This is a genomic window from Tenggerimyces flavus (assembly GCF_016907715.1).
Taxonomy (GTDB): Bacteria; Actinomycetota; Actinomycetes; order Propionibacteriales; family Actinopolymorphaceae; genus Tenggerimyces; species Tenggerimyces flavus.
Genome location: NZ_JAFBCM010000001.1, coordinates 4,529,999 through 4,554,837 on the forward strand (window position 1 = coordinate 4,529,999; position 24,839 = coordinate 4,554,837).

Annotated in this window: 21 protein-coding genes; 2 read left to right on the plus strand and 19 right to left on the minus strand. The window is 70.4% G+C overall.

What is annotated here, in order from left to right; genetic code table 11:
• Positions 1-32: 32 nt before the first annotated feature.
• Positions 33-557, plus strand: a complete 525-nt coding sequence (locus JOD67_RS21145) for a DUF4287 domain-containing protein (protein WP_205119326.1) — start codon at positions 33-35, stop codon at positions 555-557.
• Here JOD67_RS21145 and JOD67_RS21150 read toward each other — a convergent pair.
• From JOD67_RS21150 to sppA, 3 genes are all read right to left on the minus strand, one after another.
• The gene (locus JOD67_RS21150; RefSeq protein ID WP_205119327.1) at positions 554-889 is read right to left on the minus strand and encodes an MmcQ/YjbR family DNA-binding protein; all 336 of its coding nucleotides are present in this window, start codon (positions 887-889) and stop codon (positions 554-556) included. The two genes, JOD67_RS21145 and JOD67_RS21150, sit on opposite strands and share 4 nt — an antisense overlap.
• On the minus strand, positions 886-1,398 hold the full coding sequence (locus JOD67_RS21155) for a hypothetical protein (RefSeq protein ID WP_205119328.1): 513 nt from the start codon (positions 1,396-1,398) through the stop codon (positions 886-888). Before JOD67_RS21155 ends, JOD67_RS21150 begins: the two co-directional genes overlap by 4 nt.
• 87 nt (positions 1,399-1,485) lie before the next feature.
• Positions 1,486-3,153 (minus strand): signal peptide peptidase SppA, encoded by a 1,668-nt coding sequence (sppA, locus tag JOD67_RS21160; RefSeq protein WP_205119329.1) that lies wholly within the window; start codon positions 3,151-3,153, stop codon positions 1,486-1,488.
• A 297-nt stretch (positions 3,154-3,450) separates the two neighbouring features.
• On the opposite strand from sppA, the gene JOD67_RS21165 reads away from it, so the two are divergent.
• Positions 3,451-4,512, plus strand: coding sequence for a TerC family protein (locus tag JOD67_RS21165; RefSeq protein ID WP_205119330.1), 1,062 nt, complete (start codon positions 3,451-3,453; stop codon positions 4,510-4,512).
• Here JOD67_RS21165 and JOD67_RS21170 read toward each other — a convergent pair.
• The 16 genes from JOD67_RS21170 to JOD67_RS40310 form a co-directional block, all read right to left on the minus strand.
• Entirely contained in the window at positions 4,502-5,404 is a 903-nt protein-coding gene (locus JOD67_RS21170) for a C40 family peptidase (RefSeq protein ID WP_205119331.1), read from the minus strand. The two genes, JOD67_RS21165 and JOD67_RS21170, sit on opposite strands and share 11 nt — an antisense overlap.
• 9 nt (positions 5,405-5,413) lie before the next feature.
• On the minus strand, positions 5,414-6,022 hold the full coding sequence (locus JOD67_RS21175; protein ID WP_205119332.1) for a hypothetical protein: 609 nt from the start codon (positions 6,020-6,022) through the stop codon (positions 5,414-5,416).
• Positions 6,023-6,064: 42 nt separating this feature from the next.
• Positions 6,065-7,795, minus strand: coding sequence for an ABC transporter ATP-binding protein (locus JOD67_RS41260; protein WP_205119333.1), 1,731 nt, complete (start codon positions 7,793-7,795; stop codon positions 6,065-6,067).
• Positions 7,792-9,456, minus strand: coding sequence for an ABC transporter ATP-binding protein (locus JOD67_RS21185; protein WP_205119334.1), 1,665 nt, complete (start codon positions 9,454-9,456; stop codon positions 7,792-7,794). Before JOD67_RS21185 ends, JOD67_RS41260 begins: the two co-directional genes overlap by 4 nt.
• Positions 9,453-11,498 carry a prolyl oligopeptidase family serine peptidase gene (locus JOD67_RS21190; RefSeq protein ID WP_205119335.1) on the minus strand — a complete coding sequence of 682 codons (2,046 nt, stop codon included), beginning with the start codon at positions 11,496-11,498 and terminating at the stop codon, positions 9,453-9,455. The genes JOD67_RS21185 and JOD67_RS21190 overlap by 4 nt, the downstream gene beginning before the upstream one ends.
• An 81-nt stretch (positions 11,499-11,579) precedes the next feature.
• The gene (locus tag JOD67_RS21195; protein ID WP_205119336.1) at positions 11,580-11,714 is read right to left on the minus strand and encodes a SapB/AmfS family lanthipeptide; all 135 of its coding nucleotides are present in this window, start codon (positions 11,712-11,714) and stop codon (positions 11,580-11,582) included.
• A 23-nt stretch (positions 11,715-11,737) separates the two neighbouring features.
• Positions 11,738-14,356: a class III lanthionine synthetase LanKC gene (gene lanKC, locus JOD67_RS21200; RefSeq protein WP_307782486.1), complete on the minus strand. Its 2,619-nt coding sequence runs from the start codon at positions 14,354-14,356 to the stop codon at positions 11,738-11,740.
• A gap of 245 nt (positions 14,357-14,601) precedes the next feature.
• A complete protein-coding gene (locus tag JOD67_RS21205; protein ID WP_307782487.1) occupies positions 14,602-15,219 on the minus strand; it encodes a response regulator transcription factor in 618 nt (205 codons plus the stop codon).
• Positions 15,220-15,530: 311 nt separating this feature from the next.
• Positions 15,531-16,613 carry a mandelate racemase/muconate lactonizing enzyme family protein gene (locus JOD67_RS21210; RefSeq protein WP_205119337.1) on the minus strand — a complete coding sequence of 361 codons (1,083 nt, stop codon included), beginning with the start codon at positions 16,611-16,613 and terminating at the stop codon, positions 15,531-15,533.
• A 169-nt stretch (positions 16,614-16,782) separates the two neighbouring features.
• Positions 16,783-16,911 (minus strand): hypothetical protein, encoded by a 129-nt coding sequence (locus JOD67_RS41265; protein ID WP_275577124.1) that lies wholly within the window; start codon positions 16,909-16,911, stop codon positions 16,783-16,785.
• Positions 16,912-16,917: 6 nt separating this feature from the next.
• On the minus strand, positions 16,918-18,684 hold the full coding sequence (locus JOD67_RS21215; protein WP_205119338.1) for an alpha/beta hydrolase family protein: 1,767 nt from the start codon (positions 18,682-18,684) through the stop codon (positions 16,918-16,920).
• On the minus strand, positions 18,678-21,356 hold the full coding sequence (gene lanL, locus JOD67_RS21220) for a class IV lanthionine synthetase LanL (RefSeq protein ID WP_205119339.1): 2,679 nt from the start codon (positions 21,354-21,356) through the stop codon (positions 18,678-18,680). The genes JOD67_RS21215 and lanL overlap by 7 nt, the downstream gene beginning before the upstream one ends.
• A 145-nt stretch (positions 21,357-21,501) precedes the next feature.
• Positions 21,502-22,344 (minus strand): serine hydrolase, encoded by an 843-nt coding sequence (locus tag JOD67_RS21225; RefSeq protein WP_307782488.1) that lies wholly within the window; start codon positions 22,342-22,344, stop codon positions 21,502-21,504.
• 261 nt (positions 22,345-22,605) lie between these two features.
• Positions 22,606-23,424 (minus strand): LLM class flavin-dependent oxidoreductase, encoded by an 819-nt coding sequence (locus JOD67_RS21230; RefSeq protein ID WP_205119340.1) that lies wholly within the window; start codon positions 23,422-23,424, stop codon positions 22,606-22,608.
• Positions 23,421-23,804 (minus strand): GntR family transcriptional regulator, encoded by a 384-nt coding sequence (locus JOD67_RS40305; RefSeq protein WP_307782489.1) that lies wholly within the window; start codon positions 23,802-23,804, stop codon positions 23,421-23,423. Before JOD67_RS40305 ends, JOD67_RS21230 begins: the two co-directional genes overlap by 4 nt.
• A complete protein-coding gene (locus JOD67_RS40310; protein WP_239553956.1) occupies positions 23,801-24,763 on the minus strand; it encodes a hypothetical protein in 963 nt (320 codons plus the stop codon). Before JOD67_RS40310 ends, JOD67_RS40305 begins: the two co-directional genes overlap by 4 nt.
• Between the last annotated feature and the right edge of the window lie 76 nt (positions 24,764-24,839).

A 24,839-nucleotide genomic window follows, 5' to 3' on the forward strand; every position in this document is an offset into this window, starting at 1 on the left:
ACTCATGGAAGAGTCGACACGAGGAGGACACGATGGGTACGGAGAAGCTGGATCGGCTGGCCGCGGGGCGGACGTACGCCGAGTGGTTCGGATTGCTGGACGAGTGGGGTGCGCCGGGGCAAGAGTTCCAGGAGATCTCGGCCTGGTTGCGCCAGGAGCATCAACTCAGTGCCTGGTGGGCGCAGAAGCTCATCGTCGAGTACGAGCAGGCGCGCGGGATCAGACCGGCTGGAGCGCGGAAGGACGGCACGCTCACGGTGGGTGCCAGCAAGACCGTGAACGTCGGTGTCGAGCAGCTCTACCGCGCGGTCACCGAGGACCGGGAATCCTGGCTCCCCGACCTCGAGCTCCGTGAGCGCACCTCGCGGACGAACAAGTCCACGAGGTTCGACAACGCCGACGGGACGAGGGTCAGCTTCACGTTCGAGGCCAAGGACACCGGCAAGAGCGCGATCGCGGTCGAACATGAGCTGATCCCAGACCCCGAGCAGGCCCAGCAGCTCAAACAGTTCTGGCAGCAGCGCCTCGCCGCCCTCAAGACGACCCTGGAGAACTAAGGGCGCAGGCGTTTCGGGAGCTTCGCGACCACGGTGTCGTACGACCAGTCGATCAGCTCGTACACCTCGTCGTCCGGAATCGCGCCGCCGAGCTGGACGGTGTTCCAGCCCGACCGGCCGATGTACGCCATCTTCGCGGCGTCGGCGGGGTAGCGGGCCAGGAGCTCGTCCGCCTCCTCGCGGGTACGGCCGCACTTCAACCCCACCGACGACGAGCCCAGGAAGGCGAAGATCTTGTCGCCCACCTTCGCGACCGAGTCGCCCTCCCAGGGTTCGTCGGGCCAGGCGCCGGGCTTGGCCAGGCAGTACGTCCGCAGCTCCTCGGCGTTCATGCCTCTGTCGTCGCTTCCTTACGTTCGGCCGCGGGCGCGGGCTCCGTCGTCAGGAACCAGGCGGCGTGCAGCCCGAGCAGGATGATTCCGGCGATCAGGATGGCCTCCACCTGACGCGGCTGCAAGCCGGTGAATCCGCTCGCCTGCGGTGCCAGGGCGAAGACGATCACGAAGATGTAGATGGGCAGGGCCACCGCCATCGTGATGCCCGCGAGCCGGATCCGCCCGTACTCGTCCCGCAGGGCCTGCGCAATCAGCACCACTCCGGTCACACCCGCCACGCCGCACAGGGCGAACACGATCCGCCACACCGCGGGGATCTCCGGCGCCACCAGCGAGAGCACCGACATCGTGCCCGGCAGCATGAAGTGCAGCGCCACGACGTACGCCATCCGCCGCCGAACGGGCACGAGGAACCAGTCCTTGTGCCGGTCCGCGACCACGAACCACAAGCCCAGCAGGGTAAAGCTCAGTCCAGACACGATGCCGTAGAACGCGCTGACGTCCATTTGTGGTCTCCCGTAACACCCGATGAGGTGATCCCCGCACGAGCGTAGAGCGCCAGCCGCGAGCGCGCCCGCTGTTCGGGCGAACGGCTAACGCAGCGTGAAGAGCACCGGCGCCGTCAGCACCCCCGCCGGCGGGACGCCGAACGCGGCGGCCAACGCCGCCGCCGGTCCGGCCAGGCCACCGCCCGGACCGAACGAAAGGGCAGCCGCTGCCGGCAGGTCTTCGGAGGACTCCGGCGTTCGGAACCGTTCCAGGAAGCCCAACCGAGGCACGGTACGCACCTCCACCTCGTCCCGGTCCAGCCCAGAACGAGCGCACGCGATGTCCAGCGCCCGCTCGAGCCCGCCCAGCTCGTCCACCAGCCCCCGAGAGTGCGCGTCGGCTCCCGTCCACACCCGCCCGCGCGCGATCTCCTCGACCCGCTCCCGCGACAGTCCCCGGTCGTCGGCGACCTTCGCGGTGAAGTCCTCGTACACCCGGTCCAGCCACTCCTCGAGCCGCTCCCATTCCGCGGGGGTGAACTTCTCGTACGAGGAGAACATCTCCGCCTGGGCGCCCTCCGACACCGAGTCGAACGCGACGCCGACCCGGTCGAGCAAGCCCCGCACCACGGCCTTGCCGCCGAACACGCCGATCGACCCGGTCAGCGTCCCCGGCTGCGCCACGATCGTGTCGGACGCCATCGAGATGAAGTACCCGCCGGACGCCGCCGCCGACCCCATCGAGACGATCACCGGCTTGCCCGTTCCGCGCGCCCGGATGACCTCGCGCCGGATCGCGTCCGACGCGACGTACGAGCCGCCCGGGCTGTCCACCCGCAGCACGATCGCGTGCACGTCCGGCGCCTGCGCGGCCGAACGGATGGCCGCCGACAGGCTCTCCGAGCCGATCGACGTGCCGCCGCCGAACCCGCGCCGCCCGCCGCGGCCGAGGTGGATGTCGCCCGCGCCGTGCACGACGGCGACCGCCGGCCGCCGCGAGAAGCGGTTGAACGCCGTCCGCGGCTCCATCAGCCGAGCCCGCCGGTACCGGTGCACGAACCGCAGCCGGCTCTCGCCCAGCGACGAGCGCAGCGAGGAGTAGACCTCGTCCCGGTAGCCCAGCCGGTCGACCAGCCCGTGCTCCAACGCCAACGCGGCCGACAGCGGAGCCAGGTCGACCAGCTCTCGTACTCGTTCCTCGGTGAGCGAACGACGAGAAGCCACCCCAGCCACGACCTGCTCCATCGCCGAGGCTGCCAACCGGCCGGCGGCCTCGCGGTGCGCGTCGGTCATCGAGGACGACAGGAACATGTCGGCGGCGTTCTTGTACTCCCGCCGCCGCGACAGCTGCGGCTCCACGCCCAGCTTGGCCAGCGCGTCCTTGACGAAGACCGCCTGGGCCATCACGCCGGTGAGCCCGACGTCGCCGGACGGCTGGATCCAGATCTCGTCGAACGCGGTCGCGAGGTAGTACGGCACCGTGCCCGGCCCGAGCTCGCCGAACGACTCCGCCCACGCGACGGTCCGCTTCCCGCTCGCGGCGAAGTGGCGCACCGCGTCCCGGAGCTCCTGCGTCTGCGACAGCGCCGGCGCGGAGCTGCCGATGTGCGCCACGAGCCCGGCGACCTCGTCGTCCTCGGCCGCGAGGTAGAGGCCCTCGACCAGGTCGCGCAGCAACGGCCGGCGCCGGGTGAGCGCCGCGCCGAGCGGATCCGACGGCGGCGCCTCGAGGATCGGGGTGGTGAGGTCCAGTTCGAGCACGGTGGTGACCATGGCGCCCAGCCTAGGCGGAGGCAGCCACGGCCGCCGCTCCCTTGTGGACGAGGCAGTCGCAGGTGACGGTCAGGCGCGGCCAGTGTGTCACTGGTCACAAAGCGCGACCCCCGAGTTGGAGGTCGGGAAGGACGTACGGGAGAATGGCGTTAACGCACGTGGAGGGGAGTATTCCTTCGCGGCGACATCGTCAGCCCGGCCGATCTTGGCCCGGTGTCGCCGGCTCCGGAACGCTGGAGCGGAAGAGACCTCCGAGGGAACGCGCCATTCTCGACACTTCTCTCGGAGGTATGCCCGGTGGACCTGCACCCGTGGGTTTGGTACCTGACGATCGGCATCCTCGTTGCCGTTCTGATCGTGGACATCTTCGTCATCGGCAGGCGGCCACACGAGCCGTCGATGAAGGAAGCCAGCCTCGCGATCGCCTTCTACGTCGGACTCGCGGTGCTGTTCGGCATCGGCGTCTGGATCTTCACCGGCGGCCAGTTCGCCGGTGAGTTCTTCGCCGGCTGGATCACCGAATACAGCTTGTCTGTCGACAACTTGTTCGTGTTCATCATCATCATGACGCGCTTCAACGTGCCGAGGCAGTTCCAGCAGACAGCGTTGCTGATCGGCATCGTCCTGGCCCTCGTCATGCGCGGCATCTTCATCGCCCTCGGCGCCGCGGCCATCAACAACTTCGCGTGGGTCTTCTACATCTTCGGCGCGTTCCTGCTGTTCACCGGCATCCAGTTCGCCCGCCAGGGCGAGATGGGCGACGAGGACTACAAGGAGAACGCCCTCATCCGTTGGGCGAAGACGCACCTGCCCGCGACGGACAAGTTCAACGGCGTGAAGCTCACTGTCGTGGAGAACGGCAAACGCCTCGTCACCCCGATGCTGATCGTGATGATCGCGCTCGGCTCGACCGACCTGGTGTTCGCGCTCGACTCGATCCCCGCGATCTACGGCCTGACGAACGAGCCGTACCTCGTCTTCACCGCGAACGTGTTCGCGCTGATGGGCCTTCGCCAGCTGTACTTCCTGCTCGGCGGGCTGCTGAACCGCCTGGTGTACTTGACGTACGGCCTCGCCGCGATCCTGGTCTTCATCGGTGTCAAGCTCATCTTGCACGCCCTGCACGAGAACAACCTGCCGTTCATCAACGGCGGCGAGCACCTCGAGGGCGTGCCCGACATCGGCATCGTGGTCTCGCTGTCCGTCATCATCGGCGCGCTCGCCATCACGACGATCGCCAGCCTCGTCCACACCCGCAAGGTGCAGCGCAAGGAAGCGGCGGACGCCGCCAACGGCACGACCTCCGTCGACGCGCAGACGGACAAGAACGACAACGCGCCGACGCGGCCTACACCGTAAGGCGACCGGCCGACGTCAAGGTCTGTTTGCGTCGGCCGGACATCGGTGCCTCCTCGACCGGGTTGCCGGTGCCGGGTGCGTGCAGGATGACGCTCTCGGCACCCGTGGCGAACCCGACGTGCGAGATCTCCTTGCCAGGCTTGGCGAAGAAGAACAGGTCGCCCGCCTGCACCTCGTCCAGCGGCACCGGCTCGGCGAAGTCGGCCTGGTCCTTGGCGTCGCGCGGCACCACGCGTCCGAGCGCCCGGAACGAGATGTGCACCAGGCCCGAGCAGTCCAGCCCGAACGCGCACATCCCGGACCACAGATAGTCCAACCCGACGAACCTGCGCGCCTGCTCCAGCACCGCGGACGCGTCGACCGGCAGCTGCCGGCTCGCCTTGCGTACGAGGAAGCCCTCGTCCAGCCACGCCTGCCCGCCACCGGGCAGGTGGACGAGAGCCGCGCCGTCGGCCTGCGACGCGACCGGGAGGATCGTCGCGTACGAGACGTCGTCGAGCACCGGCGGGCCGCCCGGCGTACGACGCAACACCGCCGTCGACTCGACCACGACCGCTTCCTCGACGCTCGCGGCGGGCGGCGTGGTCAGGTGCGCGAGCGGGACCCAGCCCGGGTAGCCGCGCGGGTCGGCCCCGGACGGCTGCCACGGCACCACGACCCGCGCCCAGCCGTCGCGTTCCTCGAGCAACTCCACCGGCTCGCCGAGCAGCAGCTGCGTGTCCGCGATGCCGTCCAGGCCCAGCCGGGCCTCGCGGTCCTGCGCCGCCGCCCACCCCCGCGGGTCAGCCGCGAGGATCGGCGCGTCGATCGGACGCGGTGATTCCGGGGTCCGCCACAACGTGGTGGTCCGGACGCCGACGGCATGGGTCGCTGAGGTGGTGGTGGGAGGCACCCAGCCAATTTATCCGGGCGAAGGCAGCCAGGGCTCGCGGATGTCGAAGTAGGACAGGTCGGTGTAGAGCGCGCGTTCCCGTTCCCACATCCGCTTCGCGTCCTCCGACGGTTCATTGGCCTCGCCGGCGCGCGCCTCGGCCTCGGTCGTGAAGTACGCGACCTCGGTGAACCCGCTCCCGTCGTCGTGGAACGCCAGCATCGTCCCGAGGAGCTCCGGCCGTTCGACGGCGAGCAGCTTCTCCAGGTCCGACCAGGCGTCGGTCAGCTGGCTCCGGTCGCTGATCCGGCCCTGGATGATCTGGACGAAGCCGGCCTGATCGGACCCTCCGGCGCCGAGCGTGTGGACGTCGGTGCAGTCGTGGAACGTCGCCTCACCGTCCAGCAGCTTCGCGAACTCGTTCCACCAGGCGCCCTGCTCGGGTCGGTCGGAGTTCGCCCGCGCGGACTCGGCGGAGTCGAAGCGGACGACGGAGATCGCCGTGCCGTCCTCGGTGATCCCGGCGGTCGTTCCCAACCAGCCGATCGAGCCTGCCTGCAGTTCGTCGCTCCAACGGCCCATCATCGCCTCGACGGCGTCGACCTGCTTCGTGCGGGCCTGAATGACTTGAACGAACATCTCCCACCTCCAGGAGATCCCCGTGGCGTGGAGCGTTCCACGCTACGCCCGAGTCGAGTGCCGCGCGGTGTAATCGGGCCAGTTCACCCCCGCCCAGTGCCCGAACAGGTCCCGGTACAGCGTCGAGGTCTCGAGCAGCGTGTCGTGCGTACCCAATGCCGCCTTCGATCCGTCCAGAACGAGCACCTGCCGCGCACGCCGCGCCGAGCTGATCCGGTGCGCGATCACGATCAGCGTCCCGGGTCGCCGTCCGAACGCCTCCTCCGCGCGTTCCTCCGCGACCGGGTCGAGGTGGCAGGTCGCCTCGTCGAGCACGACGACGGGTGCGGGGGAGACGTACGCCCGAACGAGCGCGATCAGCTGCCGCTCGCCGGCCGACAGCCCGCCGGGGTCGATCTCGGCGTGTAGCCCGCCCAGCCGGGCGAGCAGCGGCTCCGCACCCACCGCACCCGCGGCGTTTGCGAGCTCGACAGGAGAGACATCGGGGTTGAGGTAGCTCACGTTCTCCAGGACCGTGCCGGCGAAGACGTACGCCTCCTGCGGGATCAGCACCCGCAGCGACGCGAGCTGCGAGGGGGCGAGCGACTCGACCGGCACGCCACCGAGCTCGACGGCGCCCTCTCCGGGTCGGAGCAGCCCGCACAGCAGCCCGGCGAGCGTGGACTTGCCGATGCCACTCGGCCCGACGATCGCGAGGTGCGTTCCGTACGGCACGGTCAGGTCGAGGTCGGACAGGACGGGGTCCGCCTGCGGCCCGTACGCGAACGTCAGCCCGCGCACAGCCAGGTCCGGCGGCGCACCGGCCCCGACCTCGGCCCGCCGCGGTGGCTCCGAGAACGCGGCGCCGGTGGACAGGATCCGCCTCAGCGTGACGATGTAGCGGACGCCGGTGTCGCCGAGCGCGTTCATCAGCGTCCGCAGCGTCGACTGCAGGCCGAACAGGACGTACGTCAGGCCGCCGAGGATCGCGCCGGCGCTGAGCCCGCGCGACACCAGCCACGGTCCGCCGGCCAGTAGGACAAGCAGTGGCAGCCAGCCGCCGATCGCGAAGCAGAGCGTCCGGAGCGCCGCGACGCGGGCGAGCGCGCGTTCGGCGGCGGCCTGGGTGGCGATCGGCCGTTCGACCATCGCCGCGGCCTCGTCCTCGGCGCCGCAGGCCGCGACGTCCCGGGTGCCGGCGAGCACGGTGCCGGCGACGGTGGCGAGGCGTTCGTCGGCGTACATCGACTCGCGGTGGCGGCGGCTCGCGAGCCCGAGGGTGCCGGCGAACAGGCCGACACCGAGCAGGAACGGCGGCAGGATCAGCACGACCATCGCCGGCGCGACTGACGCGAGCCCCACCGCGACGCCGGCCGCGGTGGCGGCGAAGCTGAGGACGACGACGAGCAGGCCCGCGTACGAGTCGCGCACGATCTCGACCTGCCGGGTCAGCCGGGCGACCGCGCCGTCGTCCGCCTCACCCGCGACGCTGCGGCGCAACGCCCCACCGACCACGCGACGGACCAGGTCGTCGCGGAACGGTTCGACCAACGAGCCGAGCCCGCGGTACAGCTGCCGCGCGCCCACAGCGCCGACCAGTGAGCCGCCGACGAACGCGGCCAGCCAGGCGGCGCCGACCATCGGCTTGCCGGCCAGGAATCCCTCGTCCAGCGCTCGCGCGACCGCGAGGCCCGAGATCGCCGTCGGGATCGCCTGCACCAGCGACCAGAGCGCGAGCCCGAGCGTCGCCGGCCGGCGGATCGACCGCCAGGTGAACCCGAGCGGCCCGGTCATCGGAACAGGTCCCGGTACGACCGGTCGTTCTGCAGCTCGGCATGCGTGCCGATCGCCCGGATGTGCCCGCCGTCCAGCCACACGACGAGGTCGGCGCGCGCGGCGGTGGCGGCCCGGTGCGTGACGATCAGCCGGGTACGCCGGATGCCGCCGCCGTCGTGGGTCAGCGTCTGCCCGATCTGCATCTCGGTGACCATGTCCAGGCTCGCGGTCGCGTCGTCGAGGACGAGCACGCGGTCGGCCTGCCAGGCACGGGCGAGCCCGAGCCGCTGCCGTTCGCCGCCGGACATCGGGGCCAGCTCGAGCGGCGTTTCGTAGCCGTCGGGCAGCCGGCTGACGAACTCGTGCGCGTGGGTCGAGCGTGCCATCGCCTCGACGACGACCTTGTCCTGCCGCCCGCCGAGCTCGATCGTGCGCCGGATCGTGCCGCCGAACAGCGTGGGACGTTCGAACGCGCAGCCGATCGCGTCGCGCAGCGCGTCGTGGTCGAGCTCGCTCAGCGGCACGCCGTCCAGGAAGACCTGCCCTTCGTCGGGATCGCGAAGCCGGCCAGCCACAGCGGCGAGGACGGACTTGCCCGCACCCGACGGGCCGACGATCGCGACCGAAGATCCGCCTTCCACCGTGAGGGAAACGCCGCCGAGTAGGACCGTGTCGTCGTCCGCTCGCACGGTCACCGAACGGAGCTCGAGCCGCCCTGGTCCGGCGGGCAGTGCGCGGTCGCCGTACGTCGTGGGCTCGATCGCGAAGATCTCGGCGAGCCGGCGCGCGCTGGCTCGGGCGCGCGCCAGCTCGCCCAGCACGCCGCTGAGCGATCCGAGTCCGGCGCCGAGGACCGCGTACTGGCTGGCCGCGAACAGCTCGCCGGCGGAGATTCGCCCGTCCGCCAAGGCGAAACCCCCGACGGCGAGCACCGCGACGAGGACGAGCGGCCCGACGACCGCGGCCTGCGCGCCCGACGAGGCGAGCACCCGCCAGGTGCGGGAGCCCTGCTCGTGCAGCTCCGGGAGGGAGGCGAGAACGCGGCGTTCCTCGCGGTCGACGGTGCCCGCCGCGGCGATCGTCCTCGCGCCGCCGAGGGCTTCGGTGAGCCGGGCGGCGATCTTGGCCTGGATACGCAAGTAGTCCTCGACGATCTCCGCCGTACGACGGGCGAAGACCACGAGGACGAGCACGACGAGCACGACTCCGCCCGCGAACGCGACGACCAGCCACCAGTCGATGAACGCGAGCAGGACGAGCGCTCCGGTCGGCGGAATGCCCGCGGTGATGAGCGAGATCAGCGCCGGTCCGGCCTGTGCGGCGTCGACGGTGTTGCCGGACAGCCGGCTGACGAGGTCGCCCGCGTCGAACTGGCGGGTGCGGTCGGGTCCGGCGGCGAGCACCCGGCGGACGACGCGGTTGCGCAGCCAGGCCGTGGTCTTGGCCGAGGTCGCGGTGTCGGCGAAGTCGTCGACAAGATCACAGGCGACGGCGAGCGCGATCAGTCCGGCGGCGATCGCGAGCCAGCGGGTGATGTCCCCGTGGGCGACGAGCGCGTCGACCGTACGCCCCAGAACGGTCGGCAGCGCGAGCGTCACCGCCGTACCGGCGAGGCCGGTCACCGCGAGCGGAACGAGCCAACCGCCACCGCGCCGGGCGATCGCGCCGAACGAGGTCATGGCCCACCGACCTGCAAGCCGGTGTTGACAGCGAGGAACGCGAGCAGGTCGGCGGCGACGTCGACCGAGGCGCTCACCGCCTGCGCGCCGTGGCCGGCGTCGCGTTCGGTGCGGATCAGCACGGGGCGTTCGCTCGTGCTCGCCCACTGCAGCGCGGCGCAGGTCTTGCGGGCGTGCAGCGGGTCGACGCGGGTGTCGCTGGCAAACACGTTGAACAGCACGGCCGGGTAGGCGGTCTGGGCGGACACGTGGTGGTACGGCGAGTAGCCGAGCAGCCAGCCGACCTGCTCCGGGTCGTTCGCTGTCCCGTACTCGGTGCGCCAGCTCGGTCCGAGCCCGGTGAGCTCGTACCTGGCCATGTCGAGCAACGGTGCCGAAGCGACCGCTGCGGCGAACAGGTCCGGCCGTTGGGTGATCGCGGCGCCGACGGTGAGGCCGCCGTTCGACTCGCCGCACGCGCCGAGCTGGTCGGCGGTCGTCCAGCCGTCGGCGATGAGGTGTTCGGCCGCCGCGACGAAGTCGTCGAACGTGTTCTGCTTCTGGGCAAGGGTTCCGGCACGGTGCCAGTCGGCGCCTTCCTCGCTGCCGCCGCGGAGCTGGACGGCCGCGAACGCGCCACCCGCCTCGACCCAGGCGAGCGTGAAGCTGGAGTACGAGGGGGACATCGGCACGCCGAATCCGCCGTACCCGTAGAGGATCGTGGGCCGTGGGCCTGTGCGGTCAGGGCGGGTGAGGACGACCATCCGCACCGGCGTTCCGTCGGCGGAGGGATAGAGGACGTCGTGCGCCTCGACGTTCGGCACCCCTCGATGCGTCGCGGCCGCTGGGGCGACGGTGCCGGTCCTCGCGTCGAACACGTAGACGGCCTCGGGCGTGACGTGGTCGGCGTAGCCGAACCACAGCTCGTGCGCGTTGCTCGGGCGGGTGGTCAGGCCGGTCACGGTGCCGATGCCCGGCAGCCGGATCGCGCCGACGCGCTCGCCGGTGTGGAGATCGTGGAGGGACAGGCTGCTGGCCGCGTGCTGGATGGTCGCGACGACGAGCAGCGGCCGCTGCAGGCCGTCGAGGACGGCGAAGTCGGCGAGCACGCTGCCGGTCTCGGCGCGGACGAGGTCGGTCCAGTGCTCCGGCGCGGGCTTGGCAGGGTCGGTGACGCAGACGCGGCCGTACGGTGCGTCGACGGTCGTGGCGAGGTAGAGCCGCCCGTCCGGAGCGACGTTGGCGACGGTCTGCCCGGCGAGATTCTCCTGAACTGCTTGGAAGATCGGGCTCTCTGGGGATGACGCGTGGAGGTCGGCGAGGTAGACGTCGTTCGCCGCGCTCGTCCCCGCGGTGGCGGAGACGACGAGCCAGCGGCCGTCGGCACTCATGCCGAGCCCGTACGACGTCGTTTCCGCGCGTCCGTTGCCGAACACCTCGACGTCCTGCTCCGCTGGCTTGGCCACGCGGTGCAGCCAGACGCGCCACGCGCTGAGGTCGGCGAGCGCGCGGACGTAGTAGAACGCGGAGCCGTCGGCGAGCCAGGCGATGGGGGAGTAGCGCACGCGGTCGATCGGCCCGTCGATGCCGTTCTCGGCGTCGACGTCGATGACATACAGCTGGCCGCGTTCGGTGCCGGCGCTGGAGAGCTGGACGGTGACGTACCGCCCGGTGGGATCGGGTTGCCAGTGGTCGAGCGTGATCGTGCCGCTGCTGTCCAGGGCGACCGGGTCGAGCAGTGCCGTCTCGGTGCCGTCCTCGCGCGCGACGTAGAGAATCGCGTGCTCCTGTTGAGGATCGCGGCGAAGATAGAACGCGCGGCTGCCGCGCCACGACGGCAGCGTGATCGATCCGACCGCGCTCAGCTCGGCGATGCGGTCTCTCATTGGTACCTGGCCTGCGAGGTTGTCCTCGACGTACTCGCGCCAGAGCGTGTCCTGTGCGCTCTGCCAGCGCTGGGTCTCTGGGCTGGCCGGGTCCTCCAGCCAGCGGTACGGGTCGGGTACGCGGTGGCCGTACAGGTCGTCAACGATGGGTTGACGGGCGGCTTCCGGGTACCTCATAAACGGACACATCCTCCTTGCGTACGGGTAGATCCCGGGTCGGACCACGAGGGGGCCGACCCGGGATCCGGGCGCCTACGCTCAGTGGCAGAGCAGCAGGCTGAGGTTGCTCGGGCGACGGGAGCCGCAGCCGAGCAGGGTGAGCGTGCTACCGCCACCGTGTCCGCCGCCGTGCCCACCCGGGGTCTCGAGTCCCTGGAGGTCGAGGAGAGCCATGTTGTTACACCACCTTTCGAGGTCTAGTCGTTGCTGGGGTATTCGGACCGCCCACCAGTACCGGGCGGTCCGAAGAACGGGAGGTACACCGGAGCGTCGTGCTCGACGGTGCCCAGGGCGAACAGGACTCCGGCGGTGCCGGTCGAGAAGTCCATCGAGAGTCTGAGGAGCTGGTCGCCGGGAAACGCGAGTCCACCCGCATGGGTCATCGCGTGCCAGCGCAGGCCGCGGATCAGCAGGTCCGCGCTGTCGTCTCCGTCCGGAACGAAGCCGCCGCGGCGCAGCGCGCCGACCATCGCGAGCATGCTGGCGCGGCCGGCGAACAGGCCGGACTGGACGAAGTAGCCGGCTCGGGCGACGGCGCTCAGGTCGCGCAGGTCGGCGGTGAGATCCTCGTCCCGCCGGTGCCGGAGGTAGCGTGCCAGGGCGAGCGCGATGCCCGCCGAGCCCTCGTCGAGGTACGGGAGCGTTCGCCAACCCTGGTTGACCTGCAGGGTGCCGTCCTCACCGCGGATGCAGCGCCGGAGGTCCTGGTAGATCGCGGTCGTCGCGTGGTCGAGCAGCGCCGAGTCGCCGGTCCGCTCGTACGCGCGGACGAACAGCAGCGCGAGGCCGGAGGAGCCGTACATCAGCCCGGCGCGGGCGAAGCCACCGCCGCTGATCTCCGGCACGTCCATCGGCTCGCCGAGGCGGTCGGCCGTGACCGCGACGATCCGGTCGGCCAGGTCGAGCAGCTTCGACTCGCCGGCGCGGTCGCCGAGGTGCATGAGGTTGAGCCCGATGCCGGCGAGGCCGGAACGCAGGCCCAGCTCGAGGTTGTCGTCCAGCAGGGCGAGAGAGCGTTCGACGACGTCAAGGGCCTCTTGACGGTGGCCGAGCTGGTCCAGGACGAACGCGACCCCATGCAGGCCGTCGTAGAAGCCGGCCGGAGTGTCAGCCGCGGGCTCGACGGCGTGCTTGAGCAGCCAGTCCTCGTACTCGGGGAACCGTCCGGCGCCGGTCGCGTCGAGCGCGAACAGCACGCCGGCGGCGCCGGTGGCGAGGTTGATGCCGCCGCCGGGGAAGAACTGCATCGGATCGCCGGGGAACAGCCGGTCGGTACGTTCCGGGGTCGCGCTCGCGACGATCGCCGTACGCAGCGCGTCGCGGAGCTCCACCCACGGCGCGTTGCCTGGCATCGGAACGTCGTCGAACGAGGTCCGTTCCTTCTTGTGCCGGCCGAGGATCGTGTCGACGGCACGCGTGGTGGCCTTGGCCTGGTCGGGACCCTGGAAGACGTCGCCGACGACGCCGCCGAGCTGGGCTGCCTTGGCGAGGTTCATGTTCAGCTGCACGGTGGTCTGTGGCGCGAACAGGTGCAGGTGCATGCAGGCGAGCGCGTACCTGTCGGAGTCCGCGCCGGTCCGTTCGGCCGGCGGCTGGAAGCCGGGATGCGCAAGCGTGGAACGGGATTCGTCCTCGACGAGCGTCGACACCTCGAAGTCGATCAGCACCATGCGGTCGTCGGTCGAGACAAGGATGTTGTCCGGGTGTAGATCGCCGAACACCACGCCGCGCTCGTGGAACGCGGCGATCGCCTGCTCGACGCGCTCCATCATGCCCAAGGCCCATTGGGTGTAGCGGGCGAGCTCGCCCCTCGGCGGGTCGGGGTGCGTGAGCGGGTAGCGGTTGACGATGAGGCGCTGCAGCGGGCTGCCGTCGATGTGCTCGAGCACGAGGAAGTGGTGGTCGCCGAGTTGGAAGTAGTCGAGCAGCTCGGGGACGACGTCCAAGCCGGCAAGGCGTTCGAGGATGTCCCGCTCGTGCAGCAGCCGGGCCACCGCGTCCCGGCCGATCGCGTCGAGGCCGGCGTGCGGGCGGGCCTCCTTGAGCACGACGTACTTGTCGGTGCGCTTGTCCTTCGCGAGGTAGACCCCACCGCCGTTGGAGAAGTGGACGGCGCTCTCGACCTGGTACGGGATGTCCTCGACCGACACCGAGTTACGGGCCGCCAAGTGGGGTTGGAGAAACTCCGGCATCTCCACCCAGTCGGGGAGTGCGAAGACCGGACCGCGTACGTCGGGCACCAGCTCGCCGTCCGCGTTCTCGAGGGCGAGGACGCGCGTGCCGGTGTCGGACAGGCAGTAGCGCTCCATGAACCCGCCGTACCTGACGAAGAGCGGGCCTTTTCCGTACCTGAGGTCGCTCAGAATGTACGGTCCCTGGACGCCTTGGAGAAGGGCGTCGAGCTCGTCGAGGATGGTGTGGAGCTGGGCGTCGTCGGCCGGATAGATCGTGACGAGCTTGCCGCTCGAGCCGCGGAACGCGGCCTTCGAGTTCAGCATGATCATGACCGGACGGCTGCGCAGATACTTGAACGGGATGCCGCGGGAGACGCAGTAGTCCCACACCGTCTCGAGCGTGCGGTCGGCGTCGGAGAGGCTCGACGAGACGTGGATCTTCCAACCCTGCTGAGGAGTTGGGGCCATCGGGGGAGCGAAGTAGAGCCAGGTCTCGTCGGCGTGGTGGACCCAACCCTCGGGGAAGCTACGGCCGACGACGCTGAAGTCCGGCTCGCCGGTCTCACCGGCGTGCGGCGCGTCGTAGAACAGTTGGTCGACCAAGCAGTAGAGGTCGTACTGTTCGATGGCTTCGGGATCCACGTCCATCATCTTGGGCCGGGTCCGGATTCTCAAACAGTGCATGGCGTCATCAAACTCACATGAAGTCCACACTTCCCAATGTGCATTCTTCATGCCCGGAAGTGCGACAAACGCAATGCGTGATGTTCAGCTGAAAAGGGCATGCCAAAGGTTTGCGTAGACGAATTGAGTCGTCCCGCATCGTGAATTGCCTAGTCCGAATGGACTATTTCGTGTAGCCCGAACGGGCACCCGTGGTAGAGGTCCTAGATCCAGCCCGCGTCGCGCGCGATCCGTACGGCGTCGATGCGGTTGCGCGCACCGAGCTTGGTGATGACCGCGGACAGGTAGTTGCGCACAGTGCCGGCCGCGAGAGAGAGCTGGCAAGCGATCTCCGGCACGGACGATCCCTCGGCGGCCGAGGCGAGCACCTCGTGTTCGCGTTCGGTCAATGGCCCGTCAGGATTGAGCAAAGCCGACATGGCGAGCTCGGAGTCGATCACGCACTCTCCGGAGGCGACGCGGCGGATCGTGTCGGCGAGCTGGTTCGGCGGCGCGTCCTTGACGACGAAGCCGCGTACGTTCGCATCGAGCGCACGTCGCAGTGTGCGTGGGCTTGTCGTACTGCTGAGTAATACGGTCCGGCAGTACGGCACCTCTTCTTGCAGCTTCCGCGCGGCGGAGAGCCCATCCACGCCAGGGATTCCGATGTCGAACACGATGACGTCGGGCTTGACCTTGCGGGCGGCCGGAACGATGTACTCCGTGCTGTCGATCTCGGCGACGACGTTGATGTCGTCCTCTCCGGCGAGCAGCGCGACGAGCGCGCCCCGGATCAAGGCCATGTCCTCCGCGAGCAAGACGCGGATAGCGGTGTCGTTCACGAGTGCGGGCCCCTCCCTTGGCGCCAGATTGCGGGCGTCATGCAACCCACGACCGTGCTGAAAAGTTGTCAGTACAGCCCTGTGCCGAGCTAGGGATGGTGCTCAATGAGCATTACGAGTCCACACACTGTGAGCTCCCCCTCGTTCCGCTTGCCCCAACGTGTTAAAGATGACGTTACGCCGTTAGTTACGGGTGTGACGTGGAATTCTTCGGATTCACGCCCCGTTATCCCGAAGGGGTCCTTGTCCGGATGCGGCTGAATTGGACGACGAATTAGTGTTTGCGCAGGCCACTGCCGGTTACTCACGAGTTACGCGGGATCGCTCAGCGTGAGATTTCCCACTCCCAGGCCCGGCGTGTCCGGAAGGACGATGTTAGCCCCTTTGTAATGCATTCCGCCCGTTATGGGCGATTTAGTCAACCACCACGCCGCATCGAGATCACACGCCAGCGTCGTGCCCTGTGCCGCGGCGAGGCTCGCGGCGGCACCGACGCCGATCGGACCCTCCATCATCGAGCCGATCGTGGTGCCAACGCCGCACTGCTCGGCGAGGGCGAGCATCGTTCTTGCTTGGGCGATGCCGCCGCACTTCGCCAGCTTGACGTTGACGAGGTCGGCGGCTCTTCGCTGGATGAGCTCGACCAGGTCGCGGACGCCGTAGACGGCCTCGTCGGCGAGGATCGGGGTGTCGACACGGTCGCTGACCCACTTGAGACCTTCGAGGTCCCAGGCTTGGACGGGTTGTTCGACGAGTTCGATGATCTGGTCTTCGAGCTTGGTGATCGTTCGTACGGCCTCGCGCGGGGTCCAGCCCTGGTTGGCGTCGAGTCTGAGCTTCGCCTCTTTGCCGGCGGCTTGGCGTACGGCTTTGACGCGCTCGACGTCGGTGGCGGCGTCGGTACCCACCTTGACCTTGAGCGTGTCGAAGCCCTCCTTGACGCGTTGGCTGGCGGCTTCGGCGAGCTCGTCCGGGGTGCCGGCACTGAGCGTGACATCGGTGTGGACGCGGTGGGTGGTGCCGCCGAGGAACCTCGGCAGACTTCGCCCGGCGCGCTGGGCTGCCAGGTCATGGAGCGCTTCGTCGACTGCCGCCTTGGCTCCGTGGTTGGCTTCGACGGCTCTGGCGAGCTGGTCGAGGAGTCGGTTGAGGTCGTCCGGGTCCTGGTTCTTGATGACGTCGGTGAGCGGGTGCCTGACACACTCCTCGGCGCTGGCCATCGACTCGCCCGTCACCCGCCAGACCTGCGGCGCCTCACCCCAGCCGTGGTGGCATTCGTCGTCGATGACTTCGACGATCAGGGAGTCGACCGTACTGGTCCGCCGAAGGGCGGTGACGAACGGCGTGTGGAGGGGAGCGGAGACGCGATGACAACGAATGTCGATGATCGGCACGCCGCCCATTCTGCCCACGCTCGCTTGTTGGTGGGCGGGTCGCGGAAATGCCCGGGGGAATGCTTGGCCCGCTTCACTCGTTCCGGCACTATGACCGCTGGTGCGGGGGCAGCCTCCATCTGCCCCCGCACCTTCGGCGGTCTCGCCACCTGCGCTACCTGACGCCGCCCTACAGCACGAGGGTCAGCAAGCACGTGCACAAGCACGTGACAGGCCCGCAGCAGTCACCGCCGAGCTCGACCGAGTCGGTCTCGGGCAGCTCCTCCAGCACTGCGACGTCCAGCGTGAGCTCCGCCATTCGCGTTCACCTCCCTTCACGCATGGCGCCGGCCGCCGCGGGCACCCGTGGCGGCGTCAGGAGGTTCGTGGTCGCCATCTCGCGGGGTTCCCGCGAGTCGGCGAGGAACGCGCGCAGCACTTCCAGCACCTGGCCGGCCGACGGACCGGTGAGCAGGTCGTGCCCCGCGTCCGCGAGTTCCAGGTACCGAACGCCGAAGTGCCGGGGCGTCAGTCGGGCGTACAGCTCACGCGAGTGCGACGCCGGGATCACGTCGTCCCGCGCGCCGTGGACGATCAGGACTGGTACGCGGATCTGGTCCGCGAAGTGCAGCGCGTCCCGCGGCCCCAGCGCGTCCTGGTACAGCGAGCGTCCACCCAGGCGGTCCAACAGAGCACGCACCCGCGGCCGCGCGTCCAGGTAGAGCCGCGGGCCGGACAGGAACGGTGCCAGCACCGCGCCCCGGGACCACAGCTCGGGGTCCGCGCCGAGCGTGAGCAGCGCAAGGTACGCGCCGTACGAGGTGCCCAACAGCAGCAGCGGTCCGCGTCGAGCAGCCAGCGTCGAAGCGACCGCGCGTACGTCGGCAAGGTCCGGGCCGCCCCAGGCACCGGCGATCGACCCGGACCCCCGCGATCCGGTCGGGTTCACCGCCACGACCGCGAGCCCCAGCCCCGCCAGCTCGGTCAGCATCTGGTCCGGCTGCAGCTGCCACGCCGCGTCCGGCCCGCCGTGCAGCGCGACGAGCACCTTCGGTGCCGTACGCCAGTCGCCATACACGACCGCGTCCACCGGACCCGACGGCCCCTCGAAGCGCTCCAGCTGCGGTCCGCCTCCGCCCGGACCACCCGCCGGCCGCAGGCCGTGCAGCATCCGGAACGGTTGCGCCGACCCCGGCCGCACCTCCGCGATCCCGGGCACGTGCAGCTGCCCCGCGAACGGCACCCGCAGCCCCGCCTCGGTCCACGACGCCGTCGCGCCGAGCGTGCCGGCCGGCAGCCGTACGTAGCTCAGCTGGTCCAACCCCGGGATGAGGATCGCCAGCCGCGACGTCGACCCGTCGTCCACCCGGAACGCGATCCGCCGCGACCAGGGGTCCGCTGCGAGTGGCCACAGCCGGCGGGCGTCCTCCAGCCCCGCTGGCCAGGACGGCTCGCCACCCGGACGACACCAGCCGACCCGATGCTGCGCGTCGGCCACCACCCGGATGTCCGGGGTCGCGAACAGCAGCCGCAGCCCGCGGTCCTCCGGCCACAGCGGCGTGACCGAACGGGTCCGCAGGTTGACCGCGATCGCGCTGACCTTCTTGTTCTGCGCCCGGTTCAACGCCAGCCAGCGACCGGTCCCGTCCAGCCACGTCCCGCCGCCGACCAGCCCCTCGAGCGTGAGCGACGGGCGGATGTACGGGTCCTCCGCGCGCACCAGCGACAGCGTCGTGGTCTGGTTCCGGAACGACGCGACGGCCACCGCGAGGATCTGTGGGTTCGGATGCTCCAGCAGCCGCAGCCCGTCGGCGGTGATCGTGCCGAGCGAGTGTGCCCGGCCGTCGGCGCCGGCGAGCAGGATCTCGTGCTCGCGTTCGGCGTCCGTCGGCTGGCACAGCAGGATGCGCCCGTCGTCCATCGGGAGCACCTGCGCGCGTGGTCCGTTCGGCCGTGGTTGCTCGACGCGGCGTGGCGGTACGGGCGGGTCCAGAAGCCAGGTTTCCAACTGCCAGGCTCCCGGTCTGTCCGCCGCCAGGCAGGCGGCGTAGCGCCCGGTGGGGGAGAAGCGGAAGCTCGTCCGGGTCAACATCGGGCGGCCCCTTCGTGGGTCTTTTCGGTGTGGAGCTCCAGTCCGAGGAGCTCGTCGGCCATGAACGGGCGGGGCCCGCCATGCCGCAATCTGTGGAGGAAGTCGACGACTCCCGCGAGGCCGACGTTGTAGTCGGCGACGACCGTCCGGCCGGTCTCGTCCGCGGCGAGCGCGAGCCCGTCGCGTACGCACGACCGCGCGGCGAGCAGCGGAACGAGGTCCTCCGCCCACTGCTGGTACGTCCGATCGCCGAACACGGCGGCGGCGTCGAGCAGGAACTGCCCGTCGCCCGCCAGCCCGTGGCAGGCGGCTGGTCCGGACTGGAACCGCGCCCGGTACGAGGCCTTGGCCGCGGCAGCGGCGAGGTCGCCGAAGTGCTGCTCGCCGGTCACCGCGTACAGGCGCAGCAGGAACGTGCCGACGCCCGACGACCCGCTGCACCAGTGCGGCAGCCGGGTCCGGTCGGTCGGACCGGCCGCCCACCAGGCGGCGCCGTCGGTGTCGAGCTGCCCGGCGCGGCAGAGCGTCTCGCCCGCCTCCCGGGCGAGGTAGAAGAACCGCGAGGTCTCGGTCGCGTGGGCAGCGGCGAGCAGGAAGTAGCCGATGCCCGCGACGCCGTGCGCGAAGCCGTAGTGGCAGGTGCCGGCGAGCTGGGAGGCGAACGTCGTCGGGATAGGCCAGGTGATGCCGAGCTCACTGCGCTTCGCCACGTCGAGCAGCTGGTCCGCGGCGAGCCCGGCCCGCTTCAGCAGGTCCTTGCGACCCGTCCGGTGCGCCACGTGCAGCATCGTGAGGCCCGCGCCGGCGAGGCCGTGGGCGACGTCGGGGTTCGGCCAGGCGACCGGAAGGCGCTCGGCGATACGCCCGGCGCGTTCGGCCAGCTGAGGCTCGTCGAGCGCGTGGCCGGCGTCGGCGAGCACCCAGGCGGAGCCGGCGCGACCGAAGTACAGGCCGGGCAGGAACGGATCCTCGTCCGGCCGCGCGGCCAGCCAGTTCGCGGCCTTCCGCGCGGCGCCGCTGACCCCGGGTGTGGCCTGGGCGCGCAGCAGGACGGACAGGATGCCGGCAGCACCGTGCTGCACGTTCCCCGGATCGGTCTGCCCACCGAAGCCGCCGGTCGGCCAGAGCCGCCCGTCGTCCGGCGTCATCGTCGCGACCAGGTGGGCGAGGCCGTCGTCGACGAGCCGGTCGGCGTCCGGCAGGAGTGCGGCGACGGGCAGCGGAACGACGAACCGCTCGGCCGCGGCGGCCAGCTGCCGCTGCACGGACGCCAGGTCCAGCCGGTCGGACGGCCGTTCGACGGTGAGCCCGACGATCGTCGGCACGAGCAGCCGGGCGGTCTCGCTGTGCGGCGCGACGGTCGCGAGCCAGTCCCGCAGCCGGTCGGACGTCGCGCGTTCGCCCGGCGGCAGCAGCGGGTCGTTGCCGGTCGCGAGCAGGAACAGCAGCATCCCGAGGCTGAACAGGTCCTCGGCCGGGTCGGTGCGTACGTCGTCCGGTCCCGCGACGAGCTCGGGCGCCCGGTAGCTGGGCGTTCCCGTACGGCGGGCGAACGTCCCCGCCGGCGCGGCCGCCTCGAGGTCGACGAGCTGCGCCGTCCCGTCCGGGGCGACGAGCACGTTCGTCGGGCTGAGGTCGCGCAGCACGAGACCGGCGCCGTGGACGGTACGGACGAGCGCGGTCAGCTCCTGCGCCATCGGCACCGCCTTCGCGGCGGGGACACCGGGCGCGCCGGACGCGTGCACGCGCACCCAGCGCCGCAGCGGCTCGCCGGCCAGCCGGCGTTCGGCCATGAACAAGTCGCCGTCCTGCTCGAACAGGTTGAGCACGGTCGGCACCGGAACGTACGTCTCCAGCCACCGCAGCATGCGGGCCTCGTGCCGCAGCCGGTCGCGGGCGTCCCGGCCGGCGAGGTCTGCCTCGGCGTGCGCGCGGGCGTGCTTCACCACGGCCTCGGTGCCGGTGTCGCGATCGCTCGCGAGGTAGACACCGCCCTTCGGCGAGTGCCGGAACGCCTGCCGGACGACGTACCGGTCGCCCAGCAGGACGGCCTTCTTCTCTTGCTCCGTGGGCGATTCTGCCGCCTCGTCGAACGGGTTGGGCGCCCACGTCGGCGGAACGAACCACGCTTCGCGGGGGTCGACCAGCTCGCTGCCGTCTGGTGTGACGAGCAGTTCGCGGTAGATGCCGTCGTGGTCGAGCCGGCGCCTGCTGCCGAAGCCGCCGTACCGGTAGTGCACGACGCTGCCCGGCTGGATCGGCCGGTCGGACATGATCCGCGGGCCGGCGAGCCCGGCGGTGCGCTCGTGCAGCCTTGCCGCAAGTGCGGCGGCGTCGGCGTCGTTCGCCGGATAGACCGTGACGACCTTGCCGAACTCGGCGCGCCCACACTCGCGGCTGGTGAGCCAACGGACGATGTCGACAGAGGCGGCGAACTTGAACGCGACACCGTCCCGCGCCAGGTCCGGTACGACGCTGTCGAGCACCTGTTCGACCGAGGCGGGCGTGGCGGACAGGTGCAGCTTCCAGCCCTGCGCCGGGACGGTCATCCGGGCGGGGATCGCGGCGACCCAAGGGCTGCCGGGGCGAAGTCGCCAGGCGTCGAATGGGACCAACAGGGACCGGACTCGATCGGTCAGATCGAGCGGCTGGTGCCTTTCCCCGTCGCCCACAGACGCCCCTTCTGCCGGAGTCCGCGTACCTGTTGTGGCTATACGACTACCAAGAGTAGACGCCAGATGGCAATATCTAGATCTTGAACGGATATTTCGATATACGTCCGATACCGCCGGAACAGGGCGCAGCCCTGAAGTGGCCCTAGAACAGGTGCCGATCCGCCCAGCTCGCCGCGCCGACCTTGGCGACGACCGCGCAGCCTTCCTCTTCGCTGAGCGTGGCGCTGACGCACACCACGAGCGCGTACGTGGGAGCGTCCGTGGGCAGCACCAGCGCGGCACTGTGCCGGATGTCGTCGATCCAGCCGTTCTTGTGCGCGACGGCCGTTCCGGGCGGAAGTCCCTGGACGAGGTCCTCGGTGACCTCCTGGGACAGCAGGACGTCGAGCATGTCCTGGCACGACTTCTTGCTGGCGGCCTGGCGGCTGCCGATCGCGCGCATCAGCCCGGCGAGGTCGGCGGCGGTGACGAGGTTGTTGCGACCGGCGCCCGCTGCCGCGTAGTCCTGGATGCCGCGGCTGACGATCGAGTGCGTCGCGCCGGCCCGTGCCCAGGTGAGGCGAACGGCCTTGAGACCGACCTGCTCGAGGACGAGGTTCGTTGCCAGGTTGCTCGAACGTACGATCATCCGCCGGACGAGCCAACGCAGCGGGGCGGTCTGGCCGAGCAGTGCCCACGGCTGCGGGTCGTTGTCGTAGTCGGCGGTCGAACGGTACGTACCCTCGCCACTCGCCGACTCGAACTCGTCGTGGACCAGCACCTTCTCGTCGAGGTCGAGCACGCCCTCGTCCGCGAGCCGGTACGCGGTGACCATGATCGCGACCTTCATCGTGCTCGCGGCGTTGTGCGTGAGGTCAGGGGCACGGACGTACGCGGGCTCGCCGTCGAGCCGACCGCACCAGATCGAGACCGTTCCGGGGACCGCGTCGAGCTCGGGTTCGAGGGCCGCCATCCGGGGCAGCGTGCGTCCGTCCTCGTTCGTCACGAAGGACAGTGTGGCGTAGGTTCTGGCCAGGTCCTATCCACCGCGGCGTTGTGCCGGCGAGGCGGGCACCGTTCCGCTGGGTGGCGTGCACCGGCTTCCGCAACGTGACCGGCGAGCCGGCGTCTCGGGTGGGGGCAAATGATCATGTTTACATGATCATTTGCCGCTCTACGTGGGGTACATGCCGCGTAAGGCACCCGCTCGCCAGGTAGAGCGGCGTCGGTGCCCATCCGCCAGCACCCCCGACTTACGCAACAGGTCCTAGACGCTCGGCGGTCCGTCGCGGAGGACTCCCCGGATTTCATCCACCGAAACGGTCGCGGGGTCGTGCGCGGTCAGGATCCAGGTCGCGCCGGCTTCGACGTACGGCTTGGGGTCGTCGCCGGGCTCGGGAGCGAACGCGATGTCGTACGGCCTCGTCGCGCCCGCCTCCGCGCGCAGCTCGGTGAGCTTGGCGAGGGCCTCGGCGAGCTGCTCGGGGTGCTCGAGGTTGACGGGGAAGAAGCCGTCGTACTTCGCGGCCCGGCGGAGCGGCCTGAGGTTGCCGGGGAAGCCGGCGGCCCAGATCGGGATGCCGTTCTCCTGGACCGGCCGCGGGAGGAACCGCATGCCGTCGACCTTGTAATGCTCACCGTCGTGCTGGACGGTCTCGCCCGACCACGCGGTGGTGAGGATCGCCAGCGACTCGTCGAGCTGGGCCGCGCGGACTTTGTCCTCGACATGCTCGCCGGTCGCGGAGAACTCGGTGCCGAACCGGTCGCTGCCGATCCCGACGCCGAGCGTGAGCCGGCCGCCGCTGAGCAGGTCGAGCGTCGCGGTCTCCCGCGCGAGCTTGGTGGGACGCCGGCGCGCGAGCGGGGTGACCATCGGGCCGATGCGTACGCGCTCGGTCGCCGCCGCGACGGCGGCGAGGGTGATCCACGGGTCGGCGACGGCCTTGACCGGCTCGCGCCACCGGAGGTGGTCCCAGACGAAGATGCCGTCCCAACCGACCTCCTCGGCCTCGGCCGCGAGATTGGCGACCGCGACCGGGTCGGCGAGCTCGTCGAAGATCGGCAGCCAGAGGGCGAAGCGGGTCACGTGGTCTCCTCGGTGAGGTCGTAGAGGCGTTGCACCAACGACGTGGCGGTCCGTTCGTCCACGCCCAGGCTCTTGGCGGTCTGTACGTACTGCTCGGCCGCCGCCCGCAGCGGATCCGCCCCGTCGCTCGGCGCTGCCGCGATGACCGTGCCATGCCTGCGGGCGGTGTGCAGGACGCCGTCGGCCTCGAGCTCCTTGTACGCGCGCGCCACCGTGCCTGGCGCCAGCCCGAGGTCGGAGGCGAGCTGCCGGATCGTCGGCAACCGGGTGCCGAGCGCGAGCTGGCCGACCTCCACCAGGTGCGCGATCTGGTCGCGTACCTGCCGCCAGGGCGGTACGCCGTTGCGGGTGTCGACGACGATCTTCAGTGCGGGGCTCACCCGGTCGCCTCCGCGAGCCGTTGGGTGCGCCACGGGTTGAGCAGGAGACCCCAGGTGAGGAAGGCGGCGACCGGCGCGAGGACGAGCAGCCAGGTGGCGGCGTCGTACCAGAGGAGCATGGACGGATCGGCGTACGGCAGGTCGGCGGCCAGTCTCTCGGCCTCGGCGTCGGGCCGGAGCGCGTTGATCGGGCGGGCCCAGGCGACCAGCCGGTCGAGCATCGTCCAGAGCAGGCCGCCGGACATGAGGACGGCGGACGCGACGCCGACGCGGGCCGACCTGACGCGGAGCGCGTCGTCGACATCGGTGTCGTACGTGAGCGGGCCGCGGTCGCGCGCGATGCGGACCAGGAGGAACGCCGCGACGCCGGCGAACAGGAGCGCGAGGAAGCCGGCCACGGTGGGTCCGAGGTCGGTCGGGACGACCGCGGGACTGATGTCGACGGCTGCGGTCTCCAGCTCCGCGCGGTGCTGGATGCGCCATGCGTTGGCGGCATCGGCCCAGGGCTGGATCGCGATGCTCGCGCCCAGTGCCGTGACGCCGATGGCGAGCTGGGCTCCGAGGACGGCGAGACCGTACGGCGGGACGAGGTCGCTGACGCGGCGTGCGGTCAGCGTGGCGGTGCGGGTCCGTTCGGTGCGCTTGCGCCGGCTCGCGGCGAGATCGGTGATCAGCAGCGTGGCGAGAACGGTGGCGAGAACGTACCCGAGCCAGTTGGCGCTGGGGAACGTGACGAGCAGGCCGAGCAGCGCGCCGCCGACGAAGACCGCGAGGAGCACGTACGGGTAGAGGTTGCGCCGCTCCTTGAGGTAGTCGGCGACGAGCCTGCCCTGCTCGACCGTGGGGTTCTGGACCTTCCACCGGGCAAGGATGTGCTGGCCCTGCTTGGGGGTGGAGCGGAACACCCAGAAGAAGACGACGATCCCGGCCACGATGCCGAGCCCGAGCAGCAGGTTCATGCGTGCGCCGCCACCCCTCCACTGTTTGTATCAAGTATTTGACACAATCATGGCCCGGACGTCGGCGATGCGCAAG

Excerpts from the sequence above, each read along its gene's own strand:
- JOD67_RS21145 (WP_205119326.1), top strand. The coding sequence starts at position 33 with ATGGGTACGGAGAAGCTGGATCGGCTGGCCGCGGGGCGGACGTACGCC.
- JOD67_RS21150 (WP_205119327.1), bottom strand. The coding sequence starts at position 889 with ATGAACGCCGAGGAGCTGCGGACGTACTGCCTGGCCAAGCCCGGCGCC.
- JOD67_RS21155 (WP_205119328.1), bottom strand. The coding sequence starts at position 1,398 with ATGGACGTCAGCGCGTTCTACGGCATCGTGTCTGGACTGAGCTTTACC.
- sppA (WP_205119329.1), bottom strand. The coding sequence starts at position 3,153 with ATGGTCACCACCGTGCTCGAACTGGACCTCACCACCCCGATCCTCGAG.
- JOD67_RS21175 (WP_205119332.1), bottom strand. The coding sequence starts at position 6,022 with ATGTTCGTTCAAGTCATTCAGGCCCGCACGAAGCAGGTCGACGCCGTC.
- JOD67_RS41260 (WP_205119333.1), bottom strand. The coding sequence starts at position 7,795 with ATGACCGGGCCGCTCGGGTTCACCTGGCGGTCGATCCGCCGGCCGGCG.
- JOD67_RS21185 (WP_205119334.1), bottom strand. The coding sequence starts at position 9,456 with ATGACCTCGTTCGGCGCGATCGCCCGGCGCGGTGGCGGTTGGCTCGTT.
- JOD67_RS21190 (WP_205119335.1), bottom strand. The coding sequence starts at position 11,498 with ATGAGGTACCCGGAAGCCGCCCGTCAACCCATCGTTGACGACCTGTAC.
- JOD67_RS21195 (WP_205119336.1), bottom strand. The coding sequence starts at position 11,714 with ATGGCTCTCCTCGACCTCCAGGGACTCGAGACCCCGGGTGGGCACGGC.
- JOD67_RS41265 (WP_275577124.1), bottom strand. The coding sequence starts at position 16,911 with ATGGCGGAGCTCACGCTGGACGTCGCAGTGCTGGAGGAGCTGCCCGAG.
- JOD67_RS21215 (WP_205119338.1), bottom strand. The coding sequence starts at position 18,684 with ATGTTGACCCGGACGAGCTTCCGCTTCTCCCCCACCGGGCGCTACGCC.
- JOD67_RS40310 (WP_239553956.1), bottom strand. The coding sequence starts at position 24,763 with ATGAACCTGCTGCTCGGGCTCGGCATCGTGGCCGGGATCGTCGTCTTC.